The sequence below is a fragment of the Pedobacter borealis DSM 19626 genome (assembly GCF_000708285.2).
GTDB classification, from domain to species: domain Bacteria; phylum Bacteroidota; class Bacteroidia; order Sphingobacteriales; family Sphingobacteriaceae; genus Pedobacter; species Pedobacter borealis.
Genome location: NZ_JAUG01000005.1, coordinates 26,541 through 50,611, shown reverse-complemented (window position 1 = coordinate 50,611; position 24,071 = coordinate 26,541). Strand labels below are relative to the sequence as shown.

22 protein-coding genes are annotated in these 24,071 nt (G+C 42.7%); 6 read left to right on the top strand and 16 right to left on the bottom strand.

Features of this window, described 5'->3' with window-relative positions:
* Window positions 1–112 precede the first annotated feature (112 nt).
* The 15 genes from AW17_RS02770 to AW17_RS02705 all read right to left on the bottom strand — a co-directional run bounded on the left by AW17_RS02770 (window position 113) and on the right by AW17_RS02705 (window position 14,367).
* A complete protein-coding gene (locus AW17_RS02770; RefSeq protein ID WP_029274576.1) occupies window positions 113–730 on the bottom strand; it encodes a DUF6630 family protein in 618 nt (205 codons plus the stop codon).
* A 62-nt stretch (window positions 731–792) separates the two neighbouring features.
* The gene (locus AW17_RS02765; protein WP_157280190.1) at window positions 793–1,560 is read right to left on the bottom strand and encodes a hypothetical protein; all 768 of its coding nucleotides are present in this window, start codon (window positions 1,558–1,560) and stop codon (window positions 793–795) included.
* A gap of 49 nt (window positions 1,561–1,609) precedes the next feature.
* Complete coding sequence (locus AW17_RS24025; protein ID WP_157280189.1) at window positions 1,610–1,936, bottom strand: hypothetical protein; 327 nt, start codon at window positions 1,934–1,936, stop codon at window positions 1,610–1,612.
* 270 nt (window positions 1,937–2,206) lie between these two features.
* Entirely contained in the window at window positions 2,207–3,157 is a 951-nt protein-coding gene (locus tag AW17_RS02755) for a hypothetical protein (RefSeq protein WP_157280188.1), read from the bottom strand.
* 261 nt (window positions 3,158–3,418) lie between these two features.
* Window positions 3,419–4,192: a hypothetical protein gene (locus tag AW17_RS02750; protein ID WP_029274572.1), complete on the bottom strand. Its 774-nt coding sequence runs from the start codon at window positions 4,190–4,192 to the stop codon at window positions 3,419–3,421.
* Window positions 4,193–4,404: 212 nt separating this feature from the next.
* Entirely contained in the window at window positions 4,405–5,373 is a 969-nt protein-coding gene (locus AW17_RS02745) for a hypothetical protein (RefSeq protein ID WP_157280187.1), read from the bottom strand.
* Between the two features lie 107 nt (window positions 5,374–5,480).
* A complete protein-coding gene (mobC, locus tag AW17_RS02740) occupies window positions 5,481–7,469 on the bottom strand; it encodes a conjugal transfer protein MobC (RefSeq protein WP_029274570.1) in 1,989 nt (662 codons plus the stop codon).
* 25 nt (window positions 7,470–7,494) lie between these two features.
* The gene (locus AW17_RS02735) at window positions 7,495–8,772 is read right to left on the bottom strand and encodes a relaxase/mobilization nuclease domain-containing protein (protein ID WP_029274569.1); all 1,278 of its coding nucleotides are present in this window, start codon (window positions 8,770–8,772) and stop codon (window positions 7,495–7,497) included.
* On the bottom strand, window positions 8,757–9,164 hold the full coding sequence (locus AW17_RS02730) for a hypothetical protein (RefSeq protein ID WP_029274568.1): 408 nt from the start codon (window positions 9,162–9,164) through the stop codon (window positions 8,757–8,759). Before AW17_RS02730 ends, AW17_RS02735 begins: the two co-directional genes overlap by 16 nt.
* 156 nt (window positions 9,165–9,320) lie before the next feature.
* On the bottom strand, window positions 9,321–9,956 hold the full coding sequence (locus AW17_RS02725; protein ID WP_029274567.1) for a hypothetical protein: 636 nt from the start codon (window positions 9,954–9,956) through the stop codon (window positions 9,321–9,323).
* A 59-nt stretch (window positions 9,957–10,015) separates the two neighbouring features.
* The gene (locus AW17_RS02720; protein WP_029274566.1) at window positions 10,016–10,384 is read right to left on the bottom strand and encodes a hypothetical protein; all 369 of its coding nucleotides are present in this window, start codon (window positions 10,382–10,384) and stop codon (window positions 10,016–10,018) included.
* A gap of 41 nt (window positions 10,385–10,425) precedes the next feature.
* On the bottom strand, window positions 10,426–12,036 hold the full coding sequence (locus tag AW17_RS02715) for a hypothetical protein (protein ID WP_029274565.1): 1,611 nt from the start codon (window positions 12,034–12,036) through the stop codon (window positions 10,426–10,428).
* 64 nt (window positions 12,037–12,100) lie between these two features.
* Window positions 12,101–13,063, bottom strand: a complete 963-nt coding sequence (locus AW17_RS02710; protein ID WP_029274564.1) for a hypothetical protein — start codon at window positions 13,061–13,063, stop codon at window positions 12,101–12,103.
* A gap of 45 nt (window positions 13,064–13,108) precedes the next feature.
* Window positions 13,109–13,258, bottom strand: a complete 150-nt coding sequence (locus AW17_RS24020; protein WP_157280186.1) for a hypothetical protein — start codon at window positions 13,256–13,258, stop codon at window positions 13,109–13,111.
* Window positions 13,255–14,367, bottom strand: coding sequence for a DNA cytosine methyltransferase (locus AW17_RS02705; RefSeq protein ID WP_029274563.1), 1,113 nt, complete (start codon window positions 14,365–14,367; stop codon window positions 13,255–13,257). Before AW17_RS02705 ends, AW17_RS24020 begins: the two co-directional genes overlap by 4 nt.
* Before the next feature lie 962 nt (window positions 14,368–15,329).
* On the opposite strand from AW17_RS02705, the gene AW17_RS02695 reads away from it, so the two are divergent.
* Genes AW17_RS02695 through AW17_RS02680 form a run of 4 tightly spaced genes read left to right on the top strand, consistent with a single transcriptional unit; the run spans window position 15,330 to window position 20,922 of the window.
* The gene (locus AW17_RS02695) at window positions 15,330–16,724 is read left to right on the top strand and encodes a class I SAM-dependent DNA methyltransferase (RefSeq protein ID WP_029274561.1); all 1,395 of its coding nucleotides are present in this window, start codon (window positions 15,330–15,332) and stop codon (window positions 16,722–16,724) included.
* Window positions 16,725–16,729: 5 nt separating this feature from the next.
* Window positions 16,730–18,322, top strand: a complete 1,593-nt coding sequence (locus AW17_RS02690; RefSeq protein ID WP_083488611.1) for a restriction endonuclease subunit S — start codon at window positions 16,730–16,732, stop codon at window positions 18,320–18,322.
* Entirely contained in the window at window positions 18,319–19,875 is a 1,557-nt protein-coding gene (locus AW17_RS02685) for a restriction system-associated AAA family ATPase (protein WP_029274558.1), read from the top strand. The genes AW17_RS02690 and AW17_RS02685 overlap by 4 nt, the downstream gene beginning before the upstream one ends.
* Window positions 19,876–20,922, top strand: coding sequence for a hypothetical protein (locus tag AW17_RS02680; RefSeq protein ID WP_029274557.1), 1,047 nt, complete (start codon window positions 19,876–19,878; stop codon window positions 20,920–20,922).
* Between the two features lie 45 nt (window positions 20,923–20,967).
* Here AW17_RS02680 and AW17_RS02675 read toward each other — a convergent pair whose 3' ends face one another.
* A complete protein-coding gene (locus AW17_RS02675; protein WP_029274556.1) occupies window positions 20,968–21,753 on the bottom strand; it encodes an XRE family transcriptional regulator in 786 nt (261 codons plus the stop codon).
* A 73-nt stretch (window positions 21,754–21,826) separates the two neighbouring features.
* Between AW17_RS02675 and AW17_RS02670 the strand changes: the two genes are divergently transcribed.
* Both AW17_RS02670 and AW17_RS02665 read left to right on the top strand, forming a co-directional pair.
* Complete coding sequence (locus tag AW17_RS02670) at window positions 21,827–22,567, top strand: ImuA family protein (RefSeq protein ID WP_029274555.1); 741 nt, start codon at window positions 21,827–21,829, stop codon at window positions 22,565–22,567.
* Between the two features lies 1 nt (window position 22,568).
* Window positions 22,569–24,065, top strand: coding sequence for a Y-family DNA polymerase (locus AW17_RS02665; protein ID WP_029274554.1), 1,497 nt, complete (start codon window positions 22,569–22,571; stop codon window positions 24,063–24,065).
* Window positions 24,066–24,071: the final 6 nt, after the last annotated feature.

The window sequence follows — 24,071 nt, the reverse complement described above, 5'->3', positions numbered from 1 at the left end:
CTTTATTCAGTATAATAACTTTGTAACAAAAAAACGGAGCGAAATAAAAAAAACATTTGGCTCCGTTTTTTATTTGCTGCAGCCATACCTTCTGAAGGGTCCACCAAGACACTTAAATATAATCCTTGACAACCTGAAATGAGGAGTGGCCTTCTTCATCAAAAATCTGCTTGCCACAATCCTGGCAAACATCGTCGGTTAACTTTTCTCCCCGTTTCACCTGCCAGACATTCATACTACCGCAGTCGCAGTTTACAGTGTAAAGAACCTCGCCAGTTAAACTGCCAAAAGCAGTGAATCTCCATCCAAGACCTGCTTGTTTTTTCAGTTTGGCCGTGTCACTTTGCTTTATCAGGCCGATATAGTAGCTATCATTTCCTATATCCAGTAAAACAACCGTTAAATCGGTCTTTTTTTGCTGGCTCTGAAAATTTTTCAACAGGAGGGGTACGCTATCACCGACATCAATATTTCCCTCGCTGACAGCTTCTCTGAGCTTCGTATATGGGGTTTCAATGTCAATACTTGTTCCGGGCAATAGGATCGCAGCCCTATCCTGAAGGAACCTGCCGATCTGCTGCTCCTCTTCTTCTCCTTTCCAATCCACCTGTAGCAATATGCAGTGATCCAACAGATAGGTCAGTAACTCCTGATGACTGGCAAAGGATTCTTGCACCATCGCGTTCTGTTCTTCAGGGGTCATAAGTAATTGGCTAAATTTGGTGTCCATATCTTACGTGCGTTTTAATAGGTGTATAAATGAGGTTTGATTTTAGTTTTGAGTATCGAATACTATTGTTCCAAAAGGTCATCGAAATATAGCCAGGAACCCGAATTTAAATTACCAATGACTGAATCTCTAAATGAGTTTTTGACAATAAAGAACCTGCTATCAACCGAAGGATTTTTTGTTGTGTCAGCCTTGCCATTTCCAGAATCCAGTTCTATTTTCAGTTCATTTTTTTTGTCGTTGTGCCTTGATGAGATCGCCAACAGCATATCCTTTAGCTGCCAAGAATAAATTTTATACTTACCGAAAAAATCCCTTTCGGTAATTTTTGGTTGCCCATGCTTTTGCTTAAGGAAGGATAGCAATTTTTCAAACGGTTCTTTTCCATCGCTCTCATTTGATGCGACCAAAGCCATGAACTTTCCATCGGCGCTTTTCATCATATTGATGGATTCAAAGTACATTTCCCCCACAACGGCTAAACTGTCGCCTGGTGACCACGACTTCATGTTGTATTGTAAGCCGATCAATTGTTTGGGTGATGAAAGATCATCCGTGTCCTTAAAAACGCTATCAATCGCAATCATGTGCAAAGCCCAGGGATCAATTAGTTTGTCTCCAAAATCTTCTTCTTTTTTACCATGTGCTATCTCATTCTGCTGGGCATCGTATTCCTTTGCCTTATTAAATTCGCCAGAGTAAAATCTGTCAACATTGATATTCAGGTCAAAGTTTTCCAGGTTTAATATCGGCTCACCGAGGCGCGGATTCGAGCAGGATATAACTAAGATCACTGCCGGCATCAGATAGAGGTATCTTGTAAATTTCATCGTTCTGGATTTTCTAATTGGATTTATTGAAAACCTGACTTCTTTTATTTCAATAATTGTCGGAATTGTAAATTATTATATGCTGATCTAAAGCTCTTCTTTTCCCATTTATATCAGCACTATCAATTCTACATCCTCTTACAATAGGGCCGCCCATGCTGTAATTCGCGGTTGCAGTCAGAATAAAATTTTTGAGGATATAGGTTTTTCTGCCTGCCCTGATTTCGAGAATGTCACTGTTCTGAAACGGACCACGGTACTCATAATCTGCAGATAAAACTCCGCCCGAAAGTTTCGCTGTATTGACCTTCTGCTTATTGCTGTCCAATACTGCTCCAATTTGATTTTTATGAACAGTAAAAAATTTACTTGACATATCTTTTTCGGTAAACCCGTTGAACTTTATATGCAGCCCGTCAATTGTCTTCCGCGCCCGGCATTCAGTGCGTGCTTTCAATAACTGCGCTTCTCGGTTCTCTCGTCCCATATGGAACCAGTATAGCAGAGCCAGAGGAATACCTATGAACATCACCACAAGGAACAGGCCTCTCTGTTTCCAGTTCTTCAGTTTAAAGCATATCCATATAACAATACAAATAATTAGTATGGCCAAAAATAAGAAGTTAAACATAGGTTCTGATTTTCGTTATCTGATAATTTCCAAAGGTGCTCCCGGTTTCGGACGGAAGAGATAGAGAGCGTAATAAACAAAACTGTCTTCAGTTTCCCCCTCGATAGCCGGAAAGTCTCGGTTTTCTCCGGACCGCTGCAGAAGTGCTACAACCCTGCCATTTGCCAGATAGCGGAGATCTGTATCCTTTGCCAGCTTCATACTAACCAGGTCATTCGTTTCTTTGGCAAGCTTCTCCCATCCATGATCATAGCTCTTCTCTTCACCTGATTTAAAGAAAAAGGCCTGCGCAACTTCCTTTTCCCTATTGTATATCATTAAAGCAATAACCGGAATATCTTTCTTTGAAAAAGCGTTTGCGAGCTTTTCATTTATTGCGATAGCTTCTCTGCTCAATGCTGTTTTATCTTCTTTGGTAAGATCGGTTCCGTTTTTCCAGCCGGCCAATGCGTAAGGCACCTTCGCATCAAATTTCATTTTATACACCGCAACTGTCTTTCCTTCTTCTATCGGCACCTTTAAATTTGCAACCTCTGCAAAATTATCGAAAGCTGTTACCCCATACTCACCATGTACAATCCGTGCGCGGAAGGATGCAGCCTTGGTTAATTTTTCCTGCAACCGACCGTCTTCAATAGCCTTAGGAAAAACTTTCACCATGACCTCTTGAGTTCCACTTCCAAGGATATACTGCGGGATGTCCGCATGCTGCTCGCCCGCACTATTGCCGGTAATAAATGAAAAAGTTGCCAGCATATCATTTACATAAATTTCATAAGTGCAGTTCACTGCAGTAAACCTTATCTGGTAGGTAGGGTTATAATCGAATGTTTTTATTTCCTTTGATATATTGTTATACTTCTCCTTGGTTATCTGTTGCGCCTTAGGCTGACTGCAGGCACTTTGCACCGATATTGCAATCAATACTATTAGTAAGGATCTCAGGTTCATGTGTAAATGTTTCATCTGTTGGTTTTTGGTTGGTCCATATTTTTGTCAGAAGCTTCGATCTGATAGGTTGATTGCTGATGAACCGTGAAGCGTTAAATAATATTTGGCTGTATTCATAAAGATTAAATGCTGAATTATGCCAAGCAAATTTTATACCTGTTTTATAATATTGATGCGGGAGAATTAAAAAACACCTTCTTTCTCTGATCAACTAAAATAATTGTCCACAATGACCAAGGCTACCCCTGTAGGTAACCTTGTCACAAACCACTCTCTTTATAGAAATGCATCAAAGTAAAAGAGGGCCCCTGCGCTTTCATCCGCAGCATACTCCGCGAGATTCCGGTATTCCTGAAAAGTCAGCAAGGCAGTTATTGCGTAATGCTGATCTGCCTGTAAGCCAAGAAGGGCGCGGATAAATTTGCGAAGGCCCTGCGCAGTTTCTCCCTGTTCCTTAGAAACTGCGTTCATCCAGAACCACATCGAATGACGGGTTATTGAAGTCAAATGTAGCAGCCGCTGCTTTTCTTCATCTGTAACCGAACTATCGGGTAACATTAACTCATCCTCGAGGGCAGCCATTCTTTTAAAGTATTCCATGTAATCCCGCGGCTTTTTGACCAGGTAACAATCATTGATAATTCTGTTAATGTACTTTCCCATTCCTGGAGAACATTTAAACCGGGCGGTCAATTCTCCGATGGGTATCGATTTAAAAGGCTTATAGCTCTCATCCTTCTCAAGAAACTGTTCCGGATTTATCTGTCCATATCTATTTCTGAAAAAGTCTAAGATATAGTTTCGCTTGGCCATGCGACTGGTATCGCCTTTATTGAGCATTTTATTATAGACATAATTAAGCGCAAGATTATGGATGATGCCGATACTATCTGCCGGATTGTTCGGGTTATAAGGACTTCCGATCCCAGCGCCCCTAATAGTCAGGCCTGATATGACCGGAGCACTTTGAAGCCTCTGTTCTACCGACGCTTCTTTGTTACAGGCAGTGGCTACTATAACCAGCAATGCCAAAACGTAAATTCTATTCATCTTTGTTTAATTCACACATGGCTGCATTGCCATGGCAAAACAAAAATGGATAGCCTAAAACCGGCTTTGTATTACTTCGGTAATAGCTGTTATTTTTTTTGGATGGCTATAATTAGAAATGTATCGGCAAATTAATATTCCCTTGAAACAAGCAAGTGCGCGAGTTCAGGTGTGGCCTAGGTACAGACTGTTTAGTTTTTTACAATAGCCCGTTATCTTATCATCTCGAATTTATCGCTACCCTGCCGTTTATGAAGATAGCAGAACATGTAGTCTATAAGCAGATTGTTGTTTTTACCGTAGTGGTGTATACGGGTAACAGGTTCGCCGATATTCGGAAAATCTGAACGCTCAAGCGTTACAATTCTGCCATTTCCGTAAAATTTTAGTTTGTACTTTTCAATAGGCTGGACTTCCGCGTTTTTAAATGAAAGGAACTCAGTATAATCCTTATAGGTTTCCCTGGCCCCGTTTTCATCAATAAAAAAATACTGGGCGCGTTCTTTTTCCTTGGGATACACTGCCTGTAATATTGCAGCCGTATCTTTCATCGCATAATAGCCGGCATACTCCCTGTAATATGATAATACTTCCTCCAATAACTTTTCAGGATTCTCTTTGCTCAAATCTTTGCTGTTCGACCACCCAGGCAGACTATAAGGAACCTGTGCTTTGAAAGTCCCTTCATAAACCGCCATAGGTTTTCCTGCGTCCGAATACGTTTCTTTTCCATTACCGTCTTTTTTTACAGGCGCAGTTATTAGCTGTATTGGCTTATCCACTGTTTTTGCAGTTCCAGTTGTGACATGTTCCAGTCCTTCCACTTCTATATCAATCACTATATTCGATGAAAGAGCTTCGGTCGGCTTTCCGTCTTTATAGCCTGGATATACAATAAGCTTCCATTGCTGCGTGCCTGAGCGTAGGATGCAGTCATTTATGGGACTGCTGGTATTAAAGGTTCCGGTTGCATTACCAAAAAACTGTTCTACCGGAATATCGTTCACGAACAATTCGAAAGCGCAGGCCCCTGCCTGTATATTAGCACGGTACTCAATTGCCTTTCCAGCGTTTCTATTTGTTCTGTTTAATTCTTCGACGGAAGTTTGTCTGCGCACATCGCTTTGGGCGCTGGCTAAGGAACTGTACACTGCAGCCAATAAAATGATCATTGATTTCATATATCTTTCTGAAGATTTAGCCTTCATAATCGGTTAACTAGGTCCTGTTTTTAAAACAAAAATTATACCATCATCGTAGCGCTGAAGCATCGGGAATGATACCCGGTTTAATCATCCCTAGACACCAGAAGGTGCGCTAATTCAGGTGTCGCATAAATTCTATCCATCTCTGTTTCGATAATGACTGCTACCTCTTCTTTGATCTGAATATAATTATCATCTATTTCTTGAGCAGAAACATTCCTCACCTTTGGAATAGGAACATAAGCGGCTTCTTCTGCAGCTATAGCGTCATGGTCATTAATAATCTCACAGTGAAAATTTTTCAGCTCAATTTTTTCCGTTGGGTTATCGGCAACCGAACCAACAAATTCCCCAGAAGAAAGCGTCGAAATCCTGGAAGCGGGAATAGCATATTCCAGCTGGGTGGACTTACTAATTGAGGTATCATTTGCATTGATCGAAAGGCTCTGCCGCTGCTGCATGATCTTGCCAAAGCGCTCGCTCAAAGTCTTCGCTGTATCACCTAAAACCTGGCCGCTAATAATGTTACCCACTATATTGAAGATCACATCAGCACTTTCCTTACCATAGTCTTTGCGCAACTGAGATATATCCTGAACTGCAAGGCAGGTACAGACCCGATTCCCTCTGGCAGTTGCTATCGTGCCTTCGATACCTGAAGCACCACCAATATATATCGTAGGAAACTCATCGAAGATAAGTGATGATTTCAACTGGTCCTTTCTATTGACCAACTTGATCATCCTGGAAACATACAGGGATAGAACAGCGCCATAGACCTGCGCCTTCTGGGGATTATTGCCTACGCAGACAATCTTGGGTTCTTTCGGGTTATTGATGTCCAGTGTAAAGTCGTTGCCAGAAAGCACGTAATAGAGCATTGGAGAAGCCAGCCGTGCCATGGTAATCTTGGCAGAGGCGATCTGACCTTCCAACTGTTCCATGGCCCCGTTTACATACGCAGTGACAAAAGGATTGATCAGAACTTCTATTTCCGGTTCGGTCCTGAGCACCGGAAAAAGCTGATCATAATTTGTCTGCATTAACTCTATGACATGCGGCAGTGTACAGTACTTTCCGTTCTTATATTTGCGCAGGTACCAGATAATACCGGTCAGGAAATTGATTGGACTTTCCACAAAAAAATCCCCGGTTTTTTTGATCCATTCGCGGTTCAGTCCCAACATGATAGTACGGCTGCTCTCGGTCGCATCGGTAATATCGGTCATGCTTTCCGGGTAGAGTGGATTGCAGCGATGGTAAATGTTGTCGAAGTCTATAACATAAAATTTCGGCTCTACCTTGTATCTATGCTTGTTCTTGAGGTAAGAATTATAAGCAATAATGGAGAGGTCCGGAAACTTAAAATCGTAAATGAACATGCTGAAGCCCTTGCTCAGATGCTGCGTGATAACGTGCCTTATTACGAAGTAGCTCTTACCAGCACCAGGGGTTCCCGCTACCAAAAGCGATCTGAAGGGGTTGAGGAAATTTATCCACGACTTTCGGATTTTACCCTTCAGGTTGTATCTCGCCGGAAGGTTTATTGAGTACTCATTCTCAAGTAATCTCTCTTCCTGGGGAAAAGTTTCCTGCAACTGATTAAAGATATCTTCATCCAGGCGCTGCTTCAATAACCTGGTAAGCAACGCTCCGCCATTAAGGATGAACAGGTATCCAAGAGATGTTACACTTATATACATCCCGGCCAGAACTTCTGCCGATGCCTGAAGCCTAAGGAGAATGTGGCTGGCTCCGAAAATAACCAGGCCGGAAAGCAAAGAGCGAATGGCAGTAGCACTTTTTAACTTCTCATCCTTTTTTCCCTTCGCACCGATCAGGGATATAAAAAGCAGGAGTAGTGCCGCAATTTTTGAAATATAAAAATGCCGGAACAGCCCGGTATTCCCAATATTTGTTAAGACCTGTTTTATGATGTCATGTGCAAGATGCCACCGCTCAAAAGCGGCATAACAGTAAACATAAAAATGCAGGGCAAGTATTATGATGCTGCATTTGCGGGTCAGGTCAATGATCTTTCTTAAAGCTTCTGCGTTCTCTCCAGTATTCATACTTCACGGCTTTATCTTCAACTCACTATTCTGTTTGTATTCTCTTTTTCTTTTTTCTCCTGAAAGGATCAGGCATATTTTCCTGATAAGTATCGGACAGCAAAGTATCAACCAGGATCAGGATGACCGGCTGATCATGGGCGGGATAATTTTTATTGGGGGAATCAAATCCGGCAGGATATGTTACTGGCGCGGGTTCTATTTTAATATTACCTGTCGACATAACGAGGCTATTTCTTTCATTGGGCTCTACCGGTTTCGGCAGCCTTTCCAGAAAAGCTTTCGCACCATAGGCTTTGCCCAGATCACTGCCATTAAATACCGCGCGTGTTCCGTTATCAATAAAAGTGACACCATAGATCTGTCCCTGTACGTTCTCTCTGAACAGTATCCGGATGCCTTGGCACCGAAGTTGCGCTTCCAGTTCCTCTCTGGTTTTTGAACTGGCGATGGCCTTGTCCAGCAGATGCCTCAAGCGCTGGCCGTAAGGTTTCCTTGCTTCTTTATTTGGAGCATATTTCTTCTGCAGGTTTTTTAAGGTAGGGGAAGAATATATGGAGCTGGCCTTAATGGGCACGCCCAATTTCTTGCCTTCTTCATCAACGATATGATAGGTAAGGCCACCGTTCTCCTTCATTTTCGAACCTTCCTCTCCCTGGTAGGCAGTTACATTAAACTGGGCCAAGGCAGAGTTTAATTCAGGGATAGAAGTAAATCTGTAACTCCCGGTTACCTCGCGGACGATAGCAGAAATTGCCTTTTTCGTTTCTGTTCTGCCGTAGCTGATCTTCTTTAGATCAACCGCACTCAGCAAAAATTCTGTTTCTTTTTTTTGATCTTCGGCCTTGATCAGTCCATACTCATTTTCAATTTCCCTACGTGCTTTCTCCGACTGGTTACGTCCCAGATTATGTGTTTCAATCCGCTCACCACCGTCCGCAATATTTACCGTCGCGATATGCATATGGGCATGAGCCGCATCATAATGCCGGTACACAAGAAAGGGCTGCTGCCCAAAGCCGATCCTTTCCATATAGTCAATGGCTATCCTTTCCATGAGCTGATCATCTATGACTTCCCTATTGGAAAAATTGAGCGATATGTGCAGGGTATTGGTCCGCGCCATCTCGTTCTGGCTGGTCAGCATTTCAAAAAAATGTAGCTTCTGTTTAAAGGATAAATCCTCCGGGGCCAAGGGATAGCCGCAGGCCATGAGCAGTTTAGCATCGCCGTCCACAACTTTATTTTCATTGTAGTTGAGCACCCCCCGGATGCTCTGCCCATGCGCTATTCGGGCAACCATTTCGCTGAGATTTTAGAAATTATCGCTATCACCTCGGTGAGTTTCTCTTCCGCCTGCTGGTAGAAGCGGGTCAGATCAAGCACGCGTGCAATACGGGATTCGGGAAGTTTTTCGGCATGAAAACGTTTGGTCACCTGGTTTATATTTATGCCAATGGAATGAAGCTCCCTACGGACAGCGCCAAGCTCAGCCAGCATTTTATCGCTGGTTATATCCTGGTGTCTGACCAGAATTCTGTTGCCATCGAGGATATGGCGCAGCAGTGCACTCAGGGATTTTATGTTTTTGCTCTGGCTTAAAAGTAGCACGAGCTCTTCGTATTTTTCTTTCGAAATACGGGTATGTATCCTATAGCTAAGCTGTTTTCTTTCCTCACTTTTTCTCTTTCCCATACAGCACTTTTCATTCTAATAACATCAGAAAACCCGACTCCGGAGGGTTTTCCATCCCCCTGCGGGTAGCAGGGGGCAAGATGGTTTGTCGACAAACCTACATCTTGCTGAACACCCAAAAAACGTGTTCTCTCTTCTTAATGCCTGTTTTATGCTCTACAATCCTTTCCGGTAACGTTTGTCTCGTTTGTTTTTCAATCCAGCAGCCTGCAGGATGGCGTTAGCGATATTGGTGTTTAGTATTTGCTTTCTGCTGTACGCCTTGGAGATGTTCATCAGGGCGGGCACCAGTATTTCTTTTGCGTCGGGATGTTCTATAATACGGGCAAGAGAGATACCTAAGTCGTGAATATAATAGTCACTAAGTTTGCCAGTGAGAATCCCTCGCTGCATGTCCCTGTATAATTTTTCACGACTTGGTAATTCCGTCTGACTTGTCATTGCTGGTAACAAGTTCTCTGCCGCTCTATTATGCCGACCCAGCTCCCGACCATGCCTGTAAATGTCCCCCATAACCTTTTGGTCGATGCTCAGTGAAAGGGTACGCCTTAGCCATAACTCTCCGTTTCCATTCTCTGCTTTAAAGACCATTTCTTTACTCAGACATTCATCTTCTGCTTGTCTGATAAGCACAATGCCATGATCATTTGCTGAATAGTGGGTCGCTGCACCATACCCTTCATTCCACGTTGTGCCTACATCAATACCGTCGATGAGCAGTGTCCCCTTGAACACCGGAAACGGTTCCGTTAACGGAAAATGATAGCTTAAATCTTCAATTCCTATCTGCATCTTTATTAATTAAATACCCCTGCCTTTGCCTTTTTTTCGTACTGGCCGGTTCGTTATCTTTATCTGTTTTCTTTTGTTCTTTTCTTCAAATTGTAGGGCGACCTGTACAGCGGATAGGAAGATATTAAATCGGTATTGGGGATAATATATTGCTCGCTTATCATCCTGTTCTGCAGGAACTGGATGAGCTGCCCGCGGTCTGCTTCCTGTAGTTTATTTACATAGGACAATCCATTTTCGCCGGGGGTAAGCTCAATTATTTGATCCGGATCTTTACCGGAATATCGGTTGTCACCTTGCTTCGTAAAGCCATCATCCTTTAAAATAGCTTCCAGTAAGTTACTGCTGTTTAACCGTTCTGCTTCTATAACCAATTTCTCGAGGTTCCCTAAAGAATATGCCGTATAACTGTTACCAATATCTTCCATAATCTTATTGTCTCATCTTAATTTCGTCTGCCTGACCGGCGTTAGATTCCCTTTCCTTTACCTTTTTTCCTCCGGAACTGATGTTGCGTGCGACTTGGTTGCGCAAGCTTGATCCGCTCCCCTTCAGACAATGCTGGGGGGACTGAATACAAGGGTTTCCAGTCAGGATCAAAGTTTAAATTGATCGGTATTGGTTTGTTTTCAGGGGTAAAAAAATCAATTGTTTTGTGTTCCGGATTAGCTTGCAACAGAACTTTTGCCCCGTTATAAAGAGTAACTGGAACAATATTACCCCTAGTCAGGTCATACACGACACCATGATCTGGTTTAGTTGGTATCTGCTGAACCAATGCCGAAAGTCTTTCATGAGAAACCTCATAAATTTCAGTAAATGCAAGGTTCTTTTCACCGGAATATTCATTGGTGTCCAGGCGAAGCCACTCGGCATTGCTCGGCGAAAGAGGATATACGTTACTATCAAGAACAGTCCTGCCACAGAGAAGGTTCCAGGCAATGCCGGCATCTACCTCACAAGGGAAATAGCGTTCAATTTTAGGAAGAGACTCAAGAAGCTTATCAGCCTCCTGCCGTACCAGAGCCTCAAAGAAAGAAGAATATTGCCAGTACTTTAGCTGGAAGAGATCTGCAATTACCGCACCTTTTTCGTCCTGCTGTAACTGAAATATTTGTTGCTGAATCATATCGATCTTGGGATAAAACTCTGGTTCGCGATCATCGTGAATTACAAACAGTTCGCCATCATTAGACCAGTCAACGGATTGCATGACTTTCTCCAACTCCAATGTGTTTATGCCATTGAATACTCCATGTTCAATCTCAGGATATATCCACAGACTTGCACGATATTCATCAATACTATACCAGCCATCAACGCTTGTAACAGGAATGGAAAATTCCCCATAAGCCTCCGTGTTGTTATGGAAACAGGTTATCAAGAACTCTTTTGGATTGTCTGCCGGCAAACGGGTAAGTGCGCTGTAAGTATCAAAGTTTGCATATTGATCAAGCTTAAGTGCCATCATTTTTTCAAGCAGATCATTAAATCTTCCAGAAACCTGCAGGTACGCCTCAGTACTGGTGCAGATACCGGATGCTCCTGCAGAAAAATCCCGGCTGCGTTGATGCATGTACTTCAGTTCATTGCCATCTGGAAGATTTGCTATGTCCTCTGGCCAATATTTGAACATCAGCTCTTGCTGTATCTTTATCCCATCAAAGTTCTGCCCGGAAGATAATCTATTGAGCTGTTCAATGGTTTTTTCAATAGAAGCTTTATCCTGTTCGTTAAGCCGCGAGTCACCATTCTTGCTAAAATATGCAGGCCAATCCTCAATCTTCATATACTGCTCAAGCTTACCGGTGTCGACATCATTAATTGTCTTATGGTCAATTGTAATGGCTTCCTGATGTGTAGCCTTGTAACTGGCCAGGCGGTAAGCGTCGAACTGCAAATCCCGTTCGAACCTCAGCCGGAAGAGCATTGCCTCTTCTCCATAATCAATTCTATGATTTACGGAAAAAACAGGCTGATACAAATTCGTATGGTACAGAATTTCTTCTTTTAAAGTATCCCCGTAAAAGCCCAGGCTATTCAGATAATTTAATAATTGTTCTTCCTTCTCACTATCCATTCTCTACTTATATTATTGGGTAATCATTGCTTATAGAGTTTTTTATTGGGGCCCATAAAAAGCCTTATAGTTTTTTGCCTTTCCTATGTGGGTGTTTCGGTCTTGCTGTTTTATGCTTAAACGCAGTGTATTGGCTTTCTTTAAGCCCTGCATCCACATAAATCTCCGTAGGTATATTATCGTTCAAAACCCGATCACCATTTTTAAGTCTGGGCACAACGTGGTCTGTAATTGCATACATAATCATTATCTCACCATAAGGTGTTCTTAGAATTTCTTGAATGGGACTGTTAAAGGTCAATTGACTGAGGCTACCATTGGGATTGCCAAAAACAATACTAGTTGCAATAGCTCTTTGAATCTGCTGTAGATTTGAATGTTCCAGGGTTAACGATGCACTATTTTGTTGGTCGCTGTTTAAAAAGGAGGCGGCCATTTCCGAAATGATCGTATAAGCTGTAGCCGCAGAAATGTCCGGATAGGAACTTAGCTTAAAGGTGTAACTATGCTCATGTGCCCGTCTCATTTTGTCCGGTTCTCCAGAAAAAATGTTGTAGATATTAGCAGGCCAGTGTTTATACATCAATAGATCTCCAGCATGTTTTGCTTGCGTAGATTCGGATAACAGCAATTGAGCAATGCCATCGATACAGCCTATTGCATTTTGAAAATTGTCTGGCAACGCAGGCCCGTCGATTGTAGAATTCCAATACTGCTGCCAGTCGATCTCATCCATTTGCTTATCCAGTACAACCGTATCAAATCCCTGAAATACATTTCGATCGATACTCACGGGCGTTCTAAGAGTTGCATGTATTGCCGCAAGCTCAAAACCAAGGGCATCATCATTCCACTGAATCTGTAATTTGTAAAACATTTGGCCACCGTCAAATGCTCTGTCGAAGGGAATTAAAAATGTGGGTAGTCCCAGTTGCTCGGTTTTTTCTATGCCTAGCTTCAACCTTTGATCCGCAAACCCTCTTGCTTCAAGATTTTTAAGTAGCGTTTCCATCTCTTCTTCGTTCATAACCTTTGGGGTTTATTCTTCTTCGCAGTCTTATGCATAACTTCTTTAGGTTGAAAAATAGTCCGTATTGCCACCGTATCCCCCGTTCTCTACAAAACCGACATGAGCATCGTTTATATAAAGATTGGCGGTAAATGCTTCGGTCTCCTGGCTAAGGGAGGGCATATGCTTGATGTTTTTAAGTTGTATTTTCATAATGTTCTATTTAAACCAGCCATCGTTTTCTCTATAGCTTTAAATATTTGGTATGCCAGGCCGGGCACGATCGCGTTGCCTAATGCCTTTATACTCTCGGTCCGCCATTTGGGAAATGTTATGGGCATGATGGTAGATGGGTACAATTCAAAAAGGGCATCAAAATCCAGTTTGCCGGGAATCCCATCATTTCCTCGACAAATAGTGGGCTGAGTTTGTGGGAAGTTTTCCCAACCCGGAATTCCATAGTGCCCGGCAGGCTCGTGGGTTTGACCTCCCTGTTGTATTCTCTTGCCTGTTTCCCCTTCCAATCCCTTGCTATTGGCGTTGGTAGCAATTGCACCAAGCGGGCCAGCCCCACGCTGCCCGATTTCCCATTCTGGTTGTATTTTCGCGGCAGCCCACGGGTAGCTCTGAACTGGTCGTTCTTGCCGATGATGCTCCCCATCGTCGCATCTGATGTTAGCGGTGTTGGAAGAAGCATTCGCTGCACCATCTCTGCCAGGCTCATTCCAAAACCGTTGCCGTTGATCTTCATTGCCTTTAATTTCTCCCGTCGCTGGTCTATCTTCAGGATATCGCTTGCCCCCGTATCCATTGTTACCGGAGTAGGCAATAAACCAGACCCTTTCTCTTCGGTGCGGAGCGCCGAGACCTGCAGCAGGAAGAACATACGGTTGAACCTGGTATCCTTCAGCTTCCAGGTCAATCTGCACCTGCTCGAAGACCACACCTTCGCTCCAACTAATGATTCCGCGAACGTTCTCGCCCACGATCCACGGGGGTCGAATTTCTCGTATTGCTCTAAGCATGTCCGGCCACAAATGGCGCTCATCGGCAGTTCCCTGCCGCTTTCCTGCGACACTGAATGGCTGGCAGGGGAAACCTCCGGTAAGGATGTCGATGCAGCCTCTTTGCGGCCTGAAATCTGTTTCTTTGATATTTCCATAGCTTTTTGCTTTTGGATAATAATAACTCAACACTTGTTTACAGAATGCATTCAACTCACAGTGAAACACATTATCCCACCCCATCCATTCTGCCGCCAGGTCAAAGCCGCCTATCCCACTGAATAAGCTTCCGTGCCTGATTTTTCTCTGTCCTTTCATTCTGGCCTCCTCGTCTTAAGGGGCGGTTATCGGACCATCGGGTACGGTGGCAAAATTGGCTATGGGTGATTTGTAATTATGATACTTTGGTATTGGGTGATAAATTTAAATCCTAAGAAATGGGAATACAGCTACTTAGATATGATAAAATATTTTTATAAATTAGCTTAAATCAGAAAGCAACATTAAGAGAAAGGAGTTAGCTTGAATTTTTATTATGTGGCAGCCGTGGCCTTGGTAGCCTTGGCCTTTGGGATCAACACTGCAATCAATAGAAGGAGGTTCTATAGGAGAGGCGCTAGAGGCCTGCAGCATTTCAATAGCTATAGGAAAGCAGTCGCCACAACCTGGCTAGAAAGACTCGGAAAGTTATTGGCAATTGCGTTAGTGTTATTGGCGATTGGTATGATGGGAAAGGGATATCAACAAACACTAAAAGATAAGCGTCATCGGATAGATCATAGCAACTAACGGTTCGGAATCTGATGCGTGCATTTTGAAAAGCTAAAAAGTACTAGCTTTTTTTTGCGAACGCTGGAGTTTTCAAATTTACTCAGTCATTTTTATGGGTTGTGAAACTTCGCCGATAGGATGAACAACGACCATGACCGTTTCACACATGATAAAATGAGACGGGTTCTTAATTTGTAATTTCCCGAGTTCTGCCGGCAATTAAACATCCTTAGGATGAGTAAACTATTACGTTGGGAATTCTCGTAGTTTGGGGACGGCATTGGGTGCCAAATAACAACAAGTAAATTCATGAAGAGACAAAAAAACAATCAAGAGTTTTCAACAATACCCCTGGCTTTTTTTAATTCATGTTGAAAACGACGAATTTACAATCTCTAGGGCAGGAAATTGCAAAGCTGATTGCTGTTTGACTAGAAGTTTTAGTAGTATTGTAAAGTTTTGCCTCTCAACGTAGGCAAATAAAAATTTAAAAAATACTTTTTAAGTAAATGGATCTTGTTGGCAAGCTTTGGAACTTCTGCCACACCCTTCGACACGAAGGTGTGGACTATAGTGACTATATTGAAGAACTTACATATTTATTATTTCTTAAAATTGCTGAAGAAAGGGGAGTTGCAATTCCTGTGGGTTGCAGGTGGAATGATTTGATTATACATGACCAGGAAGACTTACTGATCAGGTATAACGAGATTTTATCTCAGCTTAGCAGAGAAAAAAATATCCTAGGTGATATTTTCATACAGCCAATTGCCAAGATCAGGTACGCGGCAAGCCTTAAGAAGCTACTGCTTCTGATTGACGAAATCAATTGGAGTGACTACAACGAGGACGTACTTGGGGCGATGTTCGAGGGCTTGTTGGAAAAAGCGGCTAATGAAAGTAAGAAGGGAGCTGGTCAATATTTTACTCCTCGGCCGCTGATCGAGGCGATCGTTGAGGTGATGAAACCGGACCCCTTTGAATCAGGCGATTTCAATGTCTCTGACATTGCTTGCGGAACTTCAGGGTTTATTATCTCCAGTTATGAATGGTGGAAAAGCAAAAACGCAGGTCATAAATTATCAGCATCTCAGAAGAAGAAAGTCTATGAACAGACCTACTATGGACAAGAGCTTGTAATTCGGCCGCGCAGGATGGCACAAATGAACCTGTATCTTCATGGCATCATACCAAATATTAGGTTGGGTGACACCATTTACGAGCCACTGGACACACAGGCTTATACTTGTGTGCTGACCAATCCTCCCTTCGGAAACAAAGGGGCCAGCCAAATTCCGGATCGAAAGGATTTCATTGTGAAGACTAGTAACAAGCAGTTGAATTTCATCCAGCATGTCTTTAGCTGTTTAAAAGAAAATGGAAGAGCAGCCATCGTTCTTCCTGATAGCGTTCTTACCGATGACAAGGCGATTGAATTGTGGAAAATTCTTTTTGAAAAATGCAATTTCCATACTATTTTGAGACTCCCCCAAGGAACATTTTTACCATATGCAAATGTAAAGGCTGTGGTAATATTTCTGCAGAAGGGAACTGCAACGAGAAATGTATGGTATTTCGATGCAAGGAGCAATGTAGAGAGCATCACTAAAAAGGATCGTCCCCTAGCAACAAAACATTTTTCGGAATTCGTAAAAGAATACGGTGCAGATGTTAACGGAAACAGCCGGAGACAAGATTCGGGGGAGGAAGGCCGCTTTAGAAAGTACTCATTGGATTATATTAAGAAAAGAAACTATAACCTCGATATCAGCTGGTTAAAAGATGATACCGATGATGCAGGCTACAATGGTGTTACGGCCGAACACCTGATCAGAGATACTATCGACCAAGTCAAGGATTTGGTTGACGATCTTAGGGAATTATTGGTAATGTTAGAGAAATAGATCAGTTGAAGCAGTCTAAGAATACACCGCAAACGAATTTACCGACTAGCTGGACCTCCGCTAGGTTGAGTGACGTTGTCTTGTCAAGAAAAGGCAAAAAGCCGAAAAAACTTAGCGGCGAACATTTTGAGAACGCTGTTCCCTATTTAGATATCAAAGCTATAGAAACCGGGAAGATCAATCAGTTTGCTGATAAAGAATCAGCCGTCATCATATCAGACCGCGATCTTATTGTGGTATGGGACGGTTCAAGGAGCGGTTGGGTAGGTAGGGGGCAAAATGGAGCACTAGGTTCGACATTGATGGTACTTACACCAGTGGTTGTTCATTACGATTTCCTTTTTTATTTTATCAAATCTAATTTTGAGTACATCAACTCAAATATAAAAGGATCAGGAATCCCGCATGTTAACCAGGATATATTCTGGAACCTTGAAATACCCCTTCCTCCGCTCGAAGAACAGCATCGGATCGCAGCCAAGATAAGCGAATCGTTTGCGAAGCTTCATACCGTAAAGACAACGCTAGACAAATTACCTGATGTATTAAATGCCTCCAGAGAGAAAATCTTAAACAAAGCCTTTTCCGGTGATCTCACTAGACAATGGCGCATTGATGCCCCGCCTGAAGAGGCTCCGGCTCTTGAAGCCCCAGTGGATGAAAATGGCTGGCATAGAATAAGCGCAGAAAGTTGCTGTAGCAAAATATCAAATGGTTCAACTCCTAAAGGCAAGCGGTTTGAGATTTCCAGTGGGATTCCATTTCTTAAAGTCTACAATATAGTAAATCAGAGGATCGACTTTGATTATAAGCCTCAATTTATTGATGAGATGGCACATCAAAAATTGAAAAAATCAATTGCGCTACCTAATGACGTTGTCATTAATATTGTGGGACCGCCCCTAGGAAAAGTGGCCATTATACCCAACGATTATCCTGAATGGAACATGAATCAAGCCATGGTGCTGTTTCGGCCCAAAGCATTCTTGAATTATAAGTTTCTATATTATTTTTTCTTGGAAGGCACTCAAATAAAACAAATCGAAAATGAATACAGGGGATCGGCAGGCCAGAGCAATATCTCGCTTACACAGTGCCGGAATTTTGAAATTAAGGTGCCCCCTGTGGCTGAGCAGTTGGAGATAGTTGAAAGGATTTCCGGTCAATTCCATGAACTTGAGAAAATATATAAGAAAAACGTAGCCGCCAAAATATCTGTATCAAGCACCCTGGATAAAATCTTATCAGAAGCATTTGAGGGTACGTTGGTCGCCCAGTCAGAAGATGTTGTCCAAACCGATATTTTAATCGATATCAGGGAGAAGAAATCGGAACTTCAGCAACAGTTAGTTTTGAAGAAAAAGGCACGGTTAAAAACAAAGCATGCGAATATGGCCCAAAAAAAGAACACTTCTTTAATCGATATTTTGAAAGAAAGATACGGTTCCAAGGAATTTACCTTTCTGGATATTGAGAAACATTCCCAGCTTGATTATGAGATTCTCAAAGATGAAATCTATGCATTGTTGGACAGCGCCCTTGAGATGAACTTCCAAGAAAGTTCAAATACGATGTATTTTAAAATTAGGAAGACATGAAAATACTTCAGATCCATATCATTGAAAACGCGGACAAGCCGCTGTTAAATGATCTTCTGCTTGAGTTTCCTACCAACAAATCAGAGGATACATTTAATCCGAACATTTTTATCGGCATAAATGGGTCGGGGAAATCGCAGCTACTGGAAACAATAGCCGACATATTTTTATATCTGGACCGGGTTTACCGACAGGTCAATAAGATTCTGAGTCCCTTTACCTCAGTTCTTTTTGATATCCATTATACTATATCTTTAAATAAGAAGGATTTTCAGGTAAATTTCAAACACACTGATAAAAAAGATAGGGAACCAGAATTGGTCATAAAAGATGCTAGTGGTAAAATTGTAGCTGTCCCCTTTGAGGAAGTAAACAAATTTTTGCCGCTCAAGGTCATTGGGTATACCTCAGGAGAAAATGAGACCTTGAGTCTTCCTTTTACCGATTACTATGATGAATACGCACGTTATACCGCTAAAAGAGCAAGACTCGAAAAAACCGAAACCTTGGATGACTACGAACCGCGCTTTTATCTGATGGATTATAATACCAATATTGGAGTAGTCATTTCCAATCTGGTTCTGGGACAAAAAAGTAAGGTAAAAAAATTAACGGATTATATTGGGATTAGCGCACTTAGAAGTTTTCAAATTGTTATACAAACTAGACATACCGCTGCTCCCAAAAAAAATAAAGTTGAATTGACAGCGGAACTGGAGGACTGGATCGAAAAACTAAAGAAAGCCTCTACCTGCCACCAGTATTTCAAGACTGAGAACAAATATGTTCTTGATTTTTACGTGAATGATGCAACACGAGCTGCGTTGTTAGCTTTATTTAAGACTCCTCTTGCGCTGTATACCGCATTATATAAAATCGAGCTGCTCAATAACCTCATCATCAAGGATAGCCATTTGGCCGAGATCAAGAGAAAGCGCAGTCTGAGAAAACTTATTATCAAACCACCTACGGTTGCAGAACAGGATAAGGTTTTAAGTTATTCAGAAGTGAAACTAAATCTAGATAACGGTGATGTAATCGACTACTTGAATTTAAGTGATGGAGAACACCAGCTGATGAATATATCAGGTACCATCCTTATGTCGGGATTCGAAAATTCACTTTTTTTGTTGGATGAGCCGGAAACCCACTTTAACCCAATGTGGCGGAGGGAGTTTATCAGCTTACTTTCAAAACTGACATCAAGCAAAAGCCAGGATTATTTTCTGACAAGTCATTCTCCTTTTATCGTAGCCGATATTAAAAGGGAATATGTTTATGTTTTCAAAAGGGTAAAAAATGAGTTGACTGTAGAATGGCCTCTCAATGAAACATACGGATCGGATTATGATTCTATTTTGCAATCTGCATTTGAACTGGAATCTTCGCTCTCTAAAAAATCCTTTGATGAAATGCAGTCCTTATTGAAAAACGGAACGCTGCAAGAGTTAGAGGACGGTATAAAGGAATTTGGTGAATCGGGAGAAAAATTTTTTCTTTTTAAAAAGTTGCAGGATCTGAAAAATAAGGACGTAAACTCAAAAGAAAAATAAATGTTGTACCTTTTCAAGGAGCTGCCAAAGCACCCAGCTTATAGATTAAATAAACACGTACGGTATTTTTTCAGAAAAATTACAGATGTCGATAATACCGCACAGTTTGATACAAACAATTATTTTCATTCGGAATTCGTAACTTTTCTAGCCAGTGGTGATCAGGGCACGCTTCGGGGGCACTTTGAAACTTTTTTCAATCTCTATAAATCGCTTACAGTCCCCCAAAAAAAACAACTCCAAAAGAGCTTCAATGATAGTCAGTTTATCATTGCGGTGATCAGCGATCTGAGTTTTGATGGCAAGTCAATTCAAGCAATATCCATTCCACTCTCCATCAGACCGGCAACAAAAGAGTTATTCAGTTATTTGTACAAGACGACCTTAGGTAGTTTTGGACAGGTAAAAAAGCACTACCGGGAATTGTATAATACTTTGGATCATAATATCTGCCCATTCTGCGGAATCGAGAGGCTTAACCCGCCTTCTTTGCGTAAACAGGATTATGATCATATCCTTATACAGTCCAAATATGCCTATTCAAGTATAAACATGAAAAATTTGGTCCCTATGGGCACTGAATGTAACCGAAACTTTAAAGGCTCAAAGGATGTAATCTACAATGGAAAGGCAAGAGTGTTGTATTACTCCCCATTTGAGACTTCGTTTCCCATAAGCATAACCCTAAATGGCAGTACCCCCCCGAAAGACTTAAAGACAGGTGGGAATTGGAAAATAATGATCCATCCAGACAATCCACAGACTAGAAGATGGGAAGAGGTTTTCAAGATCAAAGGCCGTTATGCAGATCAGATGCTAGACGGCTGCTTTGTAGACTGGCTCAAGGACTATAAAATATACGTCAAAACACATGGTCTACCAGCAGACCAGACAGAAGCACGCGCTCAATTTGGAAAACTCGGCAAAATGTTGCTTGAAAACCCACTCAGTGAGCCGAATTTAGTGAAAGGGGCCTTTTATAATTTCCTAGCCTCATACATTGACGATGCGTTTAATAAGGCCGTTCTGAATTTTATTAACAGTTAACTAAGCATTTCGGCAATGGCCACGTATTCTGGATTTAAAAAAAAATTATAGATTTCGCAACGAGATTATCATACGTTTTATCTCATCCAGATCGGTTTCTTGCGTAGGAAGTTCTTTCGTTTGATAACTATGGAATTGCCATATCTCTAAAACTTCCGCAACCGTAACACTATATGGCTTGTAGAGTTTGTTTAACGATTCCAGTAATATAGTTTTGTCGTTTTGAACAGTAACTAATTTAAATACAAAATCATTGTTGCCATTTAAGATAACTATGCATGCCGTTTTGGGCTTAATACCCGTCCAGTCTTCAACAAAGCTGGTGATCACGTCACTTCCTTCAGGTATCGGATGCATAGAGTCGCCGATTATCGGGAACATCCGGTAGCTTTTCCCTTTGGGGAGATTAGGCAGGTTGACCTTGGGCAGGCTGGCAATAAACTCCGGGTCATTATAGCCTGCCATATAACCTGCTTTTACCTTGATCGGTACATATTCTACATTTTCTTTGTTGCTTTTATCGACTGAAATCGCCAGCACGCGCACTTTACCCCCCTGCAAATAAATATCGCTCCCCGCTTCAAGCTCCCTCAATTTAAGTTCCGAGACCTTTGAAAGGTCAATTCTTAGCAAAGAGTCGATACTTATTTTAAATGTGTTTGAAAAATGTATGAGGTCTTCTGGTTGGGGGGCTTTGGTCTGCCCATTTTCAAGCGCATTGTACTTAGAACGGCCAATACCAAGCGTTTCGGCCATTGCCTCCTGACTCAATTTCTTCCTGTTGCGGAGGAGTTTTAAATTCTCGGCGAAAAAAACTTTTTGTGCATTCATTTTGTATTGCTATTATTGATATCAACATTTTGTCACTAATCGTGTCAAATGTAGGAAATTAAATTTAATTGTGATGGAAGAAGCGGTGAATAAAAAAGAACTGATAAAAAAACTGCGGCAGGACATTCTTGCGATGCAGGGCTTTCGGGCTGTTTTAGATCATGACCGCCGGGATACGGGGCTCGGTCCTTTGGAACATGCCTTTCCCAATGAGACTTTTCCAGTAGCTGCGGTACACGAATTTATTAGCCCTACAGTTGCCGACGCTGCTGCAACAACCGGCTTTATGGCCGGACTGATGGGCCATTTAATGCAACAAGATGGAACCTGCCTATGGGTGGGCACAGAACGTCAGTTATTCCCGCCTGGTTTAAAGGCTTTTGGCCTTGATCCGGACCGGATTATTTTTGTGGACCTACGATGGGACAGAGATGTACTTTGGGCGGTAGAAGAGGCCTTAAAATGTGAAAAGCTAACTGTTGTCGTAGCAGAACTGAAAGAAATTAATCTGACCGAATCCAGGCGGCTGCAGCTGGCTGTTGAAAAAAGCAGGGTAACCGGCTTTTTGCACCGGCGCAATCCACGGAAGATAGATAATATAGCCTGCGTATCCCGCTGGCAGATTACGCCGATTGCTAGTAATCTGCAGTATGGACTTCCGGGTGTGGGTTACCCATGTTGGAATGTGGATCTGCAGAAAGTGCGCAACGGAAAGCCCGGTAAATGGCAATTGCAATGGTCAGCTGGTCAATTTAACCACCTTATACCTGCCACAGTCGATAAACAAAAAATCTTTATTCCCCAAGCCGTATAATATGTCCAGGCGTTATTTAACCATATGGTTCCGTCATTTAACGGCGGATCAGCTTGCTATCCGTAGACCTGAGCTGAAAGGAAAGCCTTTCGTGCTTGCGGCGGCGGAACGCGGACGTATGGTAGTTAAGGCATGCAGTGGTGCAGCCAGCGCTAAAGGAATAGAACCGGGCATGGTTGTAGCCGATACTAGGGCCATATTTCCGAACGTGGAAGTATTAGACGATAATCCATTAAGGGCCGAAAAATTATTGCGAGCATTAGCAGAATGGTGTCTGCGCTATACCCCAGTTGTGGCAATAGATCTACCGGATGGCCTAATCCTGGATATCAGCGGCTGCGCCCACCTTTGGGGAGGAGAATCGCCTTACCTCAAAGAGATACAGACCAGGCTTCGATCGGCAGGCTATGAGGTCCGTGCTGCGGTGGCAGACACCGTAGGTTCTTCCTGGGCCATATCCCGGTTTGGGCAGATCAGCCCCATTACCCCGCCGGGCATGCATGCCGATGCAATTTTACAATTACCACCGGCAGCACTGCGCCTGGAATCCGGAGTGTTGGCCCGGTTGCAGAAACTTGGTCTTTACCGGATAGCCAGTTTTATCAATATGCCGCGCACGGCGTTGCGCAGGCGCTTCGGTACTGATCTGTTAGCCAGGTTAGACCAGGCCTTGGGAACAGCTCCGGAACAAATTGATCCGGTACAGCCCGTCGTGCCTTTTCAGGAACGCTTGCCGTGCCTGGAGCCGATACGAACAGCTACGGGCATAGAGATCGCATTACGCCATTTATTGGAAACCCTTTGTCAACGCATGTTCCGGGAGGGCAAAGGACTGAGAAAATCTTTATTCAGGGGCTACAGGATTGACGGAGAAGTGCAGCAGATCGAAATAGGTACCAATCAGCCAGTCAGAAATATAGAACACCTGTTTAAATTATTCCAGCTTAAGATATCAACCATCAGACCAGCATTGGGCATAGAACTCTTCATTTTGGAAGCTCCGGTAGTGGAAGACCTTTCCGTTCAGCAGGAAAGCCTATGGGCGGTTAGCAATCAGGAACATACTGCTATTGCAGGGCTGTTGGACAGGATAGCCGGCAGATTCGGCATTGCTGCTATACACCGTTACCTGCCGGACGAGCATTACTGGCCGGAGCGTTCTATCCGGGAGGCTTCATGTTTACAGGAAAAGCCAGCGATTGCCTGGCCGGATGATCAACCAAGGCCGGTATGCCTTTTGCCTAAACCGGAGCGTATCCAGGTTACCTCACCCATACCGGATTATCCGCCAATGTTGTTTATTTATAAAGACCAGATCCATAAGATCAGGAAGGCAGATGGACCAGAACGTATCGAACGGGAATGGTGGATTGAACAAGGACTGGTCCGGGATTATTATAGGGTCGAAGATGAGCAGGGCGCTCGTTATTGGGTATTCCGTTCAGGCCGGTACGATGATCACGAACCGGAATGGTTTATACACGGATTTTTTGCATAAATGAAA